We start from the raw sequence: 13,269 nt of genomic DNA, 5'->3' as shown, positions 1-13,269 counted from the left end.
TGTCGCACCTTGTATAGGTGCGTGGATTGAAATATTGGATGCAGATTTATTGGAAATGAAGAAAAAGTCGCACCTTGTATAGGTGCGTGGATTGAAATCAGACTTTGAAGAAAGTGAATATGACAACCTTCCAGGTCGCACCTTGTATAGGTGCGTGGATTGAAATTGGACAAGTCCAGCCCGAAAAACACATCGCGACCAGTCGCACCTTGTATAGGTGCGTGGATTGAAATCGCGTCCAATTGGGCGTCATTACGGTAATAATTCGGTGTCGCACCTTGTATAGGTGCGTGGATCGAAATTCATTCTGCCCAAAACATGTACCCATGCGTTTCTAGTCACCCCTTCCGTACAATTTCAGGAAGTGTCTGATAAAATTCGGGTAATTGTTTTCAAGTACATATGCTATTTTTAAAAAGTGGGTCAGTAATTTGTTGCCAACAGAAAGACTGACAATTGACAAATCCGATGGTACACTAACAGCGGGCAAAACCAGACAAATTAAAAAGACCCGTAAGACGAATCATTAGTTCAGGGTAAGGAATTGTCGTTGTTATTAAAACATCTACAAGATTAAAGTTTCTTTAAATTTAAGGTTGAACCTAAAAGAAATTGTTGAGCACACACAAAATCAACTGCTGATGGAATTTCACATACCTTTAAGAGAAAGCGGAAATCCACCAAAATCCTTTTGTTTTCAATTAAAGTTCCATGATGAATAGGGCTTGACCCGGATATAATTATAATCTTTCGTCGTATTTAGCATGAACAAGTGTTAGAATCTTGACTTTTCCAATTATGATTCCCTCTTTTTCCAGTGATTTCAATCAATTTAATGACGGGCTCTTCAACACCTGATTCTACATTATGAAAGAATTCATTAATCCCTATCCTCAATCCTCTAATGAATTCAGTTAATTCATTTGAGTAACGTGACATATTAACATTTACTAAGGCAGAGTTTTTGGGACCATAGCCGAAAATGGCTTCCAAAACACCGACTGCGTCACAGTCCTTTTTGTCATCAGTTCTGGTGTGTTATAATAATCATTTCTCTGGAGGTCTTAAAACATTAATCCTGCTAATTTTGCTATTATAGTGGAAAGTATAAATTGACTAGTCTGTCGTCTAAGAGACACCATTAGAAAATTGGTTAAATCATTATTTTTATTTTCAGCTGAAACTTTGCTACCTATAGGAAATACGAGTGGTAGAATCAGCGATACCGTAACAAGTATTTTAACGGTTTACAAATGATTTTATTTTATTTCTTTCGTCTAAGGCAAAAACCTGTTATCCAAGAACAATTAAATTAGTATAATTATTTTTCTTGGAATAACAGGTTGTGTTAATGTATTATATTTTTAAAATATTGTTGGTAGAGTTTTTCTCACCCCATAATGTTTCTTACTAACAACTAACAAATTACTCTGCTCCTATACCGAATGTTGACTTCATTCTTTCAACAGGATCATCCTCAATCGAATCATCCCATTCCAACACTTGGTTTTCCTCTAACAATACTTCTTTTAATTCCTTATAATCCACATCTTGGACAGAAGAGTTATTTTTATGCGCTAAGGCAGCAGCAACACCAGCAGATTGTCCAAGTATCATGAAAACTGGTTCCATTCTAATGGAACCATAAGCAATATGTGAACTGGAAAGACATAAAGGTACTAATAAATTGGTACATTCCTCACGCCTAGGGCGAATAGCTCGGTAGGAAATCGGATAAGGAGAGATGGGAATTTCTACATCTCCTTCATTATAGCAACGTCCATCAATAATAACTCTTCTACAATGATGCGAGTCCATTTGGTAAGATGCTAGACCAATCGAATCGTCTACAGTTACATAGCCAAGACTATTGTTATCCGTCATCACATAATCCGAGATCATTCTTCTCCCTTCTCGGATGTATAGTTGATGCGGCCAATGGCCTGTTTCTTCAAATTCATCCTTAGCTAGTCCCCATTCAGAAACTTCCTCTCTTATATACTTCGGAACTCGCTTATCATTTGCTAGGAAGTACAGCATTCCAAGATTATAGGTAACATGATCTTGAAATATTCGTTCTCTTACTTCATAACTACCTTCTGGCCACTCATAATTCATGCCAATATTATCGCTTGAAAACGCGCCAAAATTATTTAAATCTGTTTTTCCATTCGGCAGCATGATATGCAAGTTCATCGCATCCCAAACACCTGCATAAATATAGCGTAATAATAAAATATATCGCTCTGAATCATAATGAGACGGCTTCGGGAATGGTACTTTATTGTGCTCATCCTTCGTCAAGCAAACCCTAAAATTATATGCTTGGATTCGTTTATCCCCTTGTCCTTGATAGCCTAATGTTTCATAAGATGTTTCAGTAATTCCAGGTAAAACTCCACTTTCTGGGTCCCCTTCTATCACATAAGGATCAACCCATCTTTCAAACATATGGTATGGTGTACCAAAATGAATTCCATTATATTTTTCTTTATATGTCGCATTCGATTCTCTGCCTACAAAATAAGATACCCCAGCTTTCGCCATTAGATCCCCTTCATAGCTGGTATCAATGTAATAACTTCCTTTAAACACATTGCCATTTTCCATGGTAATTTCTTTTATTGCCCCATCTTCTGAATATACTTTATCAAGATGCTGTTGGAAATAAACTTTAATGTCATGTTCTTTTAGCCAATGTTCAAATACAGCTTTGGCAGCCTTTGGTTCAAACGTCCACTGTTCCTCCACTCCATAGTACGTACCTAATCTTTTATAAAACTCTCTTGAAAGCCCACCAATAGCTTCTTTTGCCCCAATATCTGTAGCTCCTAATCCACTAGCAGTTATCCCGCCAATATGTCTACCAAACTCAGCTATCGCTACGGTTAACCCCATTTTTTTTGCCTGAATAGCTGACGTAATACCAGCTGGTGTAGCTCCATAAACAATTAAATCATTCTCAATAATCTCAGGCTCGCTCTTCTTAACTGGATCATAATACTTTAATTTTTGGAAATTCATGTTTAATAACCTCCCACAGCTATTTTTAAATAGCAACTTGATAATATTTTTGGTAAAAGTAACGTACCTACCTCATTTAATGCCTGCATACCATTCTTCATAACGGTGACCCTTACATAATAATTTTACTTTGTATAGTCTAAAGAAGCATTGTCAAACTTTGTCTTCCAAATGGTAATAAGAATTCATGACGAATACTTTAACGTAACTGCTTCATAGCTTTCTTAAATTCACTTATTGCCCATTCAAGCGACTCTACTTCGTCTCCTGTAACCACCGCACCAATCATAATAGCTTTTATTCCTGTGTTAGCTAAATGACGAACATCCTCAGGTTGTAATTTCCTCTGGTTTGGCACAATAACCGACATATCTAAAGTGCTTGCGATAGATTGATAATTTAATAAATCACTATCATTTAAACCTCTTCTATATTCTTGCCCAGAAGAAAAATTAAGTGCTTTAAAAGTTACTAAACGAATGTTTCGTTACCTGCTACTGTTTTTTCCATCTTTAAATCCAGCATAAAAGTAGGCATATGATTTAAATAAATAGAATAATAATTAAACCTCATATTTTCTAGTTTTTTTAGTTTGTTTTCCTGCACCTTGCTCTAAACTTCCACGGAACAATACCAATTGGTCCATTTAATTCTTCCGTTAATGGCTCAAAAAATCTCATATTATCTTCTAATGAAACAAACTTATTCCCACTCGCTCTATGATCTACATTGATTGATATGCACTTTTACAGCATCGGTCCCACCGCAGATGGCTGTATTAAGCAGCATCCATATTTAGATGGTAAACTAATAATTAGTGATATTTTATTTTCAGTTAATAATTTTTTAAGTTTTTCAATGTCTGCACCACTTATAATTTGTTTCAAGACATTATAGAAGATTTTTAAACCAATGATAAAACATTCTTCTATGCTGAGAGGTCAACTAGTTTTATTAGTTTAAAGCGCCCAAATTTTTTCAAATTACATATCTATTTTTGTTGTCTTTCGTCGTAAAATGCAGGAGATGGTATAGTTTAAATATTAACGATCTCTTACTAAATGTTTTATTAAACTATTTCTTGATCAACTTTTCCAAAAGCATGAATGCTTTTAGACCTACAAAATCCTCCCATCGTGTTCTGCATGAGAAGAGAATGAAACCATATACAGCCTCATTCTCTTTCAGTTTTTAGATTAGTATTCAAGATGTAATTTAATATGGGTAACACCAATTAAATTGTCATCATGTATACCTACTGCCGGTTCTGGATCATGCCACGTTTCTCCCCCGTCGTAAGATAATTCAAATCTTGTGGACTGCCCTTTTTTTGTTCGTTCGGGTATCTGGACCTTATTAGCTGCTGGTGGCAGCATATCGTGATTTGTCACATGCTTTGGTTTAATATAATTAGCGAAAAGAGGAGCTACTGCTTCAAAATGAGGATCGTACGATAGTCCTTCTTCCTCATCAAAGTACACAGGGTCGTAAAGCTGGTCTCTTTCAGCACCTTTATGAGCAACAATCATATACTGCGGTCGATCAATATAATTCAAATCAAGGAAATGGCGTGAATACACAGCGTGATTAGAAGGAACAATTTGAAAGCCCCCTCTCAGCTCTGCGTCCCAAGTGAATCCTACATAAGGGGATGTGGACAGATCAATCACTCCCCCATGATTTGCCCGTACAAAACCAGTGTCGGCATACTCAGAACCACCGAATCTTCCAGTTCCCTCTACACGTTGTATCACAGTCGCTATCGTTTTACAATAAGATGAACTGTAATTCAAAACCACATCTCCTCCCACTTCATTTTCAAAAATGATCGAAGTAGGGGTTCCGTGTTCAGTAGATGGCTTGTAAACATCAATTTTTAAATTTTCCGGAGCAGAATCTATATCATTCTCAGCATAGTAATTCTCTATATCCTTCCAATTACCATCTTCTGTTAAATATGATATAGGTGATCCTACATAAGCAGAAGACGCCCCACCAAACAATTTTTTCCCTCCTGGAATATCTGTGGAAATACGCCCTGGATGAGGCCCTGGACCTGCTTTGTCATATTCCCTGTCTGGAAGCAGAGAGATCAATTGCGGTTTCCAAACTTCATACCGACCTTTTTGAGCCTGCTCAGGATCATACATATCATCTGGGGCTACTCTCAGGTGCATGGCGTTAACTCCTGTAGCTGTCACATTTGCTGATGAATGAAATATCGATCTGGAATACTGGGCAGCCCAGAATCCATCAGATGCAGTATATGTTGTATTTGCAGGTACAAGTACATTTCCCAGCTTTTTCTCCTCTCCGTCAGGCATCATTTGAAAAATATTGCCATTTTTAACATTTTCAATAACAATGCTGTATTGCAGCTCATAATCAGCATCGTTTTCCGACTTTACTTCATCTGGGATATCCGAATTCAGAAAATTCGAAGCATCCACCACTGTTGTTGTAAACAGCAACATAATCGTTGTAAACCAAAACACTTTTTTAAACATTCAAGGTCCTCCTTGCAAAATATGAAATTAATCAAAATTTTCTACCAACAGTTATAAAATCTTTATTTGCATGTGCATACTTTTTTGGATGTTGTACCAATTGAATGAAATAATATAGCGTATCCTAGTTCCACGACACTAATATTTTCCTAGTAAACTTACGATGAAGCTGTTTGACTATTTAAGAAGAAACGAAGCAAAGTTTGTTTCACCACAACAACTTCGATAGTTATTACAAATTCTACACCCGCTGTTCATATCATTTCTTAATGGTTACATTTACATCTAATTCAAATGTTCGATTCCAAGGAAAGGAAGCTGTTAAACCTACATTTAGCTCGGGATAATATTTTTCTAAAAATGTGTCCGTTGTTTTGTTTAATAAAGGCAATAACTTTTCTTCAACAGTACGCTTTGGAAGAGAAAAATTCCAAACATCCTCACCTTCACGTTTCAATTGATTGTTTAATACATTTCTAACAACTCCTTGGTAAAAGCAGTCATCTATGATCCTTTCTATTAAGAATGATAGATTTGCTGTCGGATCAGCCTCTTCTCCTCTTTGATACAAAGCGGAAAGTTGACCTAGAACCGTCCCGATAGAATTGGAAGCTGTGTTCCAAGCTGAATAGGCTGATAACTTTTCAATCCCCAAAACTGATATTATGTTACTTAGTAAAGCTAAACTTCCACCATTAGCATACGTTATATCAAGAAATGCATATGGATAGCCCTTTATCGTTTCTAATTCATACAGCATTTGCTTAGATAATTCCAGTTCATTATCGTTATCAAACATTAAATCCATTTGTTTGTCTGGAAATGGAGATACGAGTAAAACAAAATCACATGCAGCAATGTTGGACACAATCTGGACATTACTACTAACCATACTTTTTTCTAGATTTTCAATGAGTGGACGATCTTCATAAAGCGCAACAAAATCATTCTTTTTTCGCATATAATGCACATATATGTTTGGTTTTGCTTTTGCATTTTCATTAATGCATCTAGCAAATAGTAAACTAACTTCTTCATCTGTACCATTCTTTATTACTACTTTATTTCCAAGGTCTAGTTTCGTTATTTTTTCTCTTAACGCTGTCTGTTCAATTATTTGCAACCCATCAGCTTCAGAATCCTCCTGACAAAGATCTAAATAATCAATAATGTTTTCATTCACGTAATCAATACATTTTTGATTAATAAGGTGGTTTCTTTCACGAGCAGCCAAATAATTTCTGAGCAAATCTTGGGGAATCTTTCGTTTGTATTCTTGAAGAATGTCTGCATATTTTTTGTGATTTAATTTAGCTAAATGTGCATACTTACTATAAGAAGCTATATTTTTCCAGTGTTCTAAATAATCCGATGATGACGCTGTTATGGAAAGACGCATAATAACGCTAAACCCAAGAATTTTCAACTGCGGATTAATCGATTTAAGCTCTTTTAAAAGTAATAATCTATTTTCCTCATAATTTTGGTCCGTTTCTAAAGAAATGCTTCTAGCTTGTATTAACCCGCCATAGCATAACATATCAACAGATAACAAAAGATAGTCCCATTGGGGTGCTCCATTCATTAAAAAATCCCTAACTACTTCTGGATTCGCACCTTCCATAAAATAACCACAATCTTTTTTTGGCAGTGTATCTATCTCAATTTGTCCATATATGTTGCCTAAATCTGCCACAAAACTTTGATTACATGGTCGACTATCAACTGGTAGGACTCCAATTCTCATTATCTTCACCTCACTTAAGCTTGCTTATTTTCTCTCTAAATAATGTCATGCTTTCCTTGATCGTTTCTTCTGTATCTCCGGTAACTACAGCACCTAACATTATTCCTTTTACTCCGACAGCTGCTAAGCTTGTAATATCACCGACTTGAATTTTTTTCTGCGAGGGTACGATCACAGGTAGTTCAGTCGTTTTGACTAGTCTCCTATACTGTAATAAATCTCTACTATTTAAAGGCTCGCCATATAACTCAGGTGAAACGATAGAGGCCTCCAGCAATTGAGGGTGCAAATCTTTTATATACTCCATTTCACTGATATGGTAAGAATAATCACATGCAAGCATAGTAGTAGTATGCTTATGGTCCATTAAAAGGCGAGGTGGCGTATGGTGTATATAGAGCGATATAAAGTCAAATGGGTGATCCAATATTTTAGGATAATCCTTTAATACGGAATGTGTATCTGCACCAAGTACGATTCCAACTGGAACAGGTGATTCATCAACAATTTGCAGTAATGTTTCCTTTTCTTCATCAAAGGAATGAAACATCGTCCCACTTGCTCTATGAGAAACATTAATGTGTACCTTGATAGCATCAGCACCATTTTCCCAAGCAGCCTTTGCTAATTTACAGTCATTTTTCGGTAAGCTACTAATTAGAGTCATTTTTTGCTTTGTAATTTTATCGTATAAAGAAATCATTCATTGCCACGCCCTTTTCTGTTAGTTTTGAAATGTTCTGTTCCATCATAATTACAAACTCATTCCTACTTAGCCACCCTTTTTCAATAGCGATTAAGTATCCAATTAATCTAGGGTGGATAGGTAAGTTTAAATATTCGGTGACGAAAATATGTGCCCCAACTTCACTCCTTGCTCTCTCCAAATTCTTATTATTCTTCCCTACTACAGGTACTAAACCGTAATCCTCTAATACGTGAAAACATTCATGAGCAAGATGCATGTAATAGATAGTTTCTTTGGATAAATCTAAATCTAACTCTGCTATCTTCAATGGTTGAATCCATTCGCTGTATATGATTATTTTTTTGTTTAATTGATCATTCACATATAGAGAATGATATAATTCAGCCATTTGTTGATTATCGTCCATTTCCACCTTTATATGATAATCTTTAATAATATTTGGTATACGATAAGGAATAGTTGTAACCATTTTTTTCATTCTATTAATTTCTTTTCGTACATCTTCATAAGAAATATGTGTACGCTGAGAGTTGTTAAAAAACTCTAAAGTATGGAATAACAAATGATGATCTATTCCGCCTATCCAACTATAAACATGGTCTACATTATTTCTTAACAAGTAGGATCATCACCTTCTCATTGTTTTCCATATAATTAAAGTCGATATCAATGATAGGAAGAATTTGCTTCACAGATACGAGACCACTATAATCAAAGGTACGTCCTTTACAATACAAATAAACGCTTGGAATAGTTTGCCCTGAGACAGAATAGGAGGAATGTTCCTCTGTTACATTTTTTAGCGTTTCACGCAATTCTCCTTTTGTGGTTACTGCTATAAAGCTATCGGTTTTTCGCTGCAAAATAACCCCTTCGTTATTGACAATGACCATTATTTTTTTCTTTTTATTAAATAAATGAAGCCATCCTTTTGATTTCATTTCTACGCTATAACCATAGAAATTACCGGCTTTTCCTACTTTTACTAGATTACTTGTATCGACTCCCATAGCTTCAGCTACTTTTGATTGAATCTCTTCCTCAGCTAATTTAATGGTAAAAAGGTCTTGTTGCTTAAATTCAGTTGCTCCCATGGCAGTCGCTATTAAAATATGTTTCTGGGTATCGACTTCAACTGATATTTCTACAGTTTCTTCAAGGGCTCCCATACTAACTATTTTGTTTAAAATATCGTGTCGTATTTTTTTAATATCATCTGTATTTGGGTTTACGACCGACCTCTCTATTCGCTCACGAACCATAGCCATTGCAACGCCAATGGTTGAAATGTAAGGGGCGTTTTCGATAATGTCATACTTAACACCATTTTGTTTTGCTAAAAAGGCTGTTAACACAGAGGCTGACCCGCCTCCTCCTATTAATGTTAAGAAGTCTTTATCTAATTCATATTCCTCCATTAAATCTTCAATGGTTGCCCATACTTTCTCACTTGCTTTTTTCAATACTTCAGTAGCCATTTCTTTACTTGTTTTTCCGTATTTCTTTCCTAGATCCTCCCAGAACAACCGCGCATTTTGTCCGCAAGCATAAGCATAATCATCCTCTGGGATAATCCCTAGAGCATTTGCTGCACCTGCAAGGGTAAATGCGTAAGTGCTTCCATCTTCTATTTCAGCTATCGCATAATCACCTGGATCATCTTTCATTGGCGAAATATGTTTCACTTTTATTTCATGAGGCGTTTTTGAAATAAAACACTCGTAATCTTTTTTAGCTAAATGTGCTGATCTAGGTCCAACATCTACGATCTCGTTATCATTCACTCTAACCATTGTCCCACCAGCTACAGCTAAAGTTCGGATGTCAAGGGATTTGATATATGTTTTGTAATTCCCAACAGAAGCATTTTTTACCATGACCTTACCATCTTTAATAACGGACATATCTATGGATGTACCACCAATTTCTAAAAAGATACCTTCTGTTATCTTTCCATACATAAGTGCACCTGCTACTCCTGCGGCTAACCCAGATAACATAGTAAGTATGGGGCGTTTTCTTACTTCTTTGAGCGACATAACCCCACCGTCAGCACGCATAATCATCAATTCTGACTTAATCCCAACCTCCTTAATAACTGTTTCTGTCATATATGCTGTTTCCATCATTTTTGGTATGAGTGACGCATTAATAACGGATGTTCTCGTTCGAACCCTCAATCCATATAATTCGCTAATTTCATGTCCGCCAGTAGCATACAAATCACGCTCTTTTGCACACTCGATAACTTGTAGCTCGTATTCCGGGTTTTCGACAGAATAAGCAGCAGATGCTACGATGACTTGGGCACCAGCTTCGATTAATTTATCTATCGCTTCATGGATGGTATGGTTATTTAAGTCTTTTACATGGATAAACTCATGACTTACTCGTAAATACCTACCTTGAGCCAATTCGATATTTTCTATCCTTGTTTCTTGCTCAGCTCGCTTACTTTCGCCTATACCTATGATTCCTACAGGGGCTACATCTCCTTCTAATAGAGCATTCGTTGCTTGTGTAGTCCCATGTGCAATAAAAACTACTTCTTGTGGCGATATGTTGTTCTCTGTCATAATTTTATTAAGAATCTGTGTAATACCTGCTGCAACACCAGCTTTGCTGTAATGTGTAGTAAGAACTTTCTCTTTTGCGATGATTTCTCCTGAATGGTTATCAATTACAATACCATCTGTATATGTTCCACCCACATCTATGCCAATACGAACTTGCTTATCCATCAGTCGTCCTCCTAAAAGCCTAAAGTCGATCCTTCAAACAATACTGCGTATAATAAAATAAGAAAACTCATTAATATCCCCCAAGGGATGACCTTCTTCGTAATATCATTCACATCTACTTTCACATGATCTGCTACCCAAATATTGTGTGAGTTAGTTGGATCACCAAATCCTTGTAAATTTCCAGCCGCTCTTAACACCCAAATAATAGCTAACGGGCTAAAACCAGAAGCTGCGAATAATGCTGGTAAGGAACCTCCTATGCCAAAGGTATTTAATGGACCTCTATATAATGTAAGAACGGTTAATAATGTAAACCCAATTACATAACTAAACGGGTTTTGCAAAAATTGCACTCCCTTTGTTACAAATTGAGAAATAATATCAAGAACTGGTGGGTATTGAAAACCTTGAATCAAGATTCCTAAGCCTATTAGTAATACGATAACCCCGGCAATATCTTTTGTACCTTCGACAAAAGCTTGGGTTGTTGCTTGGAATGGGTTTTTTAGCTTAGTGACAATTACTGTATAAACAATCGCTATCACGAGAGCTACTTCGACCGGTATTGGATAATCCAAAAATGTGCCACCTAATATAAGAACAACCGGAATAATGGTAGACAGCATGGCCCATATACTAACTTGTTTTCTGTTAGAATTATTTGCTAGTTCAGAAGGCCAAGCTCTTCTGACTGTCTGATTACTTGGTACATTCATTAATATGTAAATGAATGAAATGATAAAAACGATAATAAAGACCGGAACTGACAGTTGAATAATTTCTTGCAGAGCTCTACTAGAATCGCCAGCATATATCGGTGAAAGCAAAGCGATAAACGTAGCATAATTCATTGGATTTAATATACCTCCAGTAGATAAACCAAATAAAAAGATAACAGCTGCGTGAATTGGTTTAATACCAGCAGTTAATAAAATTGGTAATACGATTGTTCCAATTAAAACGACAGATCCAATCCCTCCAATTGCCGTAAAAACTATCGTACAAGCAATATAAAAAACGATTGCTAATACTCTTGGTTTATCTCCTGCTAATTCGGCTGCTCTTTTAATGATGGTATCAATAACTCCCGTTTTCATTAATATTTTTGCAAATGCAGCTGCAAAAACAATTGCAGAGATAGCTCCCGCTAGCATGGTTACACCATTTAAAATAACGCTATTAAAGATGCCTACCTGCACAATTGCTTCACCATTTTCATCCACTTTTCCAGTCTCAAAATCAAACAATCCTAATAATGGGTATTCTCCAGCCGCTCCAATCAAAGCAACCATAATCCCCATGGAAGGCAAAGCAATAATAGTTGACAATCGTTTCGTCATCATCAAAAAAACAAACGTTATAATAACAAGAAAAATGAAAAGCAACTTAAAAACATCCATTATATTCCTCTCCTTTTTTGTATTCGTTTTCATTTTATCACATTTTGTGATATTTACAACACCTTTATTACATTTTGTGATATTATAACTGTGGATAGATGCGACATAATGAAGATAGGTTATAATCTAGATAGATAAGAAAATAAGTCAAGCAGTTTTATTGCCACCATAGTTGTGATAGCATTTACACGTGGTTATAAATTTTTAGTTTGCTGATTATAATGAGCAGTACAAAACTTGGGTTACACGAAATAGAGAATCGCAACTTAATCCAGGTATTCTTATGCTCAGCCAAAAGGGTGTGATTAAAATATTTCATAATAAATTAAAAGCGCTAAGACATAAAAGGAAGAAAACACAAAAGGAATTAGCCCAGGAATTAAATATCGGGCAAAGTACGATAGCTATGTACGAGAACGGTAAGCGCAAGCCTGATACAAAAACATTAAAAAAAATCGCCGACTTTTTTAATGTAACGGTGGACTACTTATTAGATAATGAAGTTCATTCACCATTTACAGAGGAAGAAGAATTAGATATAGCGAGAGAACTGGAAAGAACGATAGAACAATTAAAAGCAAATAAAGGGTTAAAATTTGATGGCGAGCCAATGGATGAAGAAACGCTACAATATATTCGATTTTCGTTAGAAAAATCAATCCGCCTTGCAAAAGAAATTACCAATAATAAATTTCAAAAAGAAAAGAAATGAGGATACGAGCAAGGCATGTATATTTTTAATATATGGTAATATAACGGTTTAAAGAAATTATTTAAATGAGAGTTAGAATCCTTGACAGTGTATAGAGTGTTATCGTTTCAGACGCTTTCTGAAATTATGACTACCTTACTTAATATAGACATTTCATCCTCCAATCTTAGCGAAATGTTCCCCACCGATAAACCTTTTACTATAGTGGATTTTCAACCCGTGTAAGTTAGTTTTCATATCTCTTACACAGACGGTCCTTATTCTAAGGGGAGACTTAAAAAACTCGGGAAGAATTAGCATTTAGGTGCTCCTTTGTTCATTTAAAATATTTTACAATTCAGATGCACCAACTCCTAAAGTGGGATTCTCCTATACAGGATAAAGAACACGCCCCTTTGGATAATCCGTTTATCCAAAGGGGCGTGT

General features: G+C 35.8%; 9 protein-coding genes and 1 CRISPR repeat array. Of the genes, 1 reads left to right on the top strand and 8 read right to left on the bottom strand.

Annotation, left to right across the window (positions count from 1 at the left end):
• Position 1 precedes the first annotated feature (1 nt).
• Positions 2-302: direct repeats of the CRISPR family, unit length 32 nt; unit sequence GTCGCACCTTGTATAGGTGCGTGGATTGAAAT.
• 1,123 nt (positions 303-1,425) lie between these two features.
• From D1839_RS14715 to D1839_RS14680, 8 genes are all read right to left on the bottom strand, one after another.
• Positions 1,426-3,024, bottom strand: a complete 1,599-nt coding sequence (locus tag D1839_RS14715) for an FAD-dependent oxidoreductase (protein WP_120380225.1) — start codon at positions 3,022-3,024, stop codon at positions 1,426-1,428.
• A 199-nt stretch (positions 3,025-3,223) separates the two neighbouring features.
• Positions 3,224-3,394, bottom strand: a complete 171-nt coding sequence (locus tag D1839_RS14710) for a hypothetical protein (RefSeq protein WP_158589652.1) — start codon at positions 3,392-3,394, stop codon at positions 3,224-3,226.
• A gap of 826 nt (positions 3,395-4,220) precedes the next feature.
• Positions 4,221-5,531, bottom strand: a complete 1,311-nt coding sequence (locus tag D1839_RS14705) for a hypothetical protein (protein WP_120380224.1) — start codon at positions 5,529-5,531, stop codon at positions 4,221-4,223.
• Positions 5,532-5,790: 259 nt separating this feature from the next.
• Positions 5,791-7,278, bottom strand: a complete 1,488-nt coding sequence (locus D1839_RS14700; RefSeq protein ID WP_120380223.1) for a DUF4127 family protein — start codon at positions 7,276-7,278, stop codon at positions 5,791-5,793.
• Positions 7,279-7,288: 10 nt separating this feature from the next.
• Entirely contained in the window at positions 7,289-7,981 is a 693-nt protein-coding gene (locus D1839_RS14695) for a hypothetical protein (RefSeq protein WP_120380222.1), read from the bottom strand.
• Positions 7,962-8,606 carry a hypothetical protein gene (locus D1839_RS14690; RefSeq protein WP_120380221.1) on the bottom strand — a complete coding sequence of 215 codons (645 nt, stop codon included), beginning with the start codon at positions 8,604-8,606 and terminating at the stop codon, positions 7,962-7,964. The genes D1839_RS14695 and D1839_RS14690 overlap by 20 nt, the downstream gene beginning before the upstream one ends.
• Positions 8,593-10,728: a hydantoinase/oxoprolinase family protein gene (locus D1839_RS14685; RefSeq protein ID WP_120380220.1), complete on the bottom strand. Its 2,136-nt coding sequence runs from the start codon at positions 10,726-10,728 to the stop codon at positions 8,593-8,595. Before D1839_RS14685 ends, D1839_RS14690 begins: the two co-directional genes overlap by 14 nt.
• Positions 10,729-10,739: 11 nt before the next feature.
• Positions 10,740-12,131 carry a transporter gene (locus D1839_RS14680; RefSeq protein ID WP_158589651.1) on the bottom strand — a complete coding sequence of 464 codons (1,392 nt, stop codon included), beginning with the start codon at positions 12,129-12,131 and terminating at the stop codon, positions 10,740-10,742.
• Positions 12,132-12,414: 283 nt separating this feature from the next.
• On the opposite strand from D1839_RS14680, the gene D1839_RS14675 reads away from it, so the two are divergent.
• Complete coding sequence (locus D1839_RS14675) at positions 12,415-12,843, top strand: helix-turn-helix domain-containing protein (RefSeq protein WP_207710060.1); 429 nt, start codon at positions 12,415-12,417, stop codon at positions 12,841-12,843.
• The last annotated feature ends 426 nt before the right edge of the window (positions 12,844-13,269 follow it).

Source organism: Roseburia sp. 1XD42-34, from assembly GCF_009917385.1.
Taxonomy (GTDB): Bacteria; Bacillota; Bacilli; order Bacillales; family Amphibacillaceae; genus Virgibacillus.
This window is presented reverse-complemented; position numbering and strand designations above follow the sequence as displayed.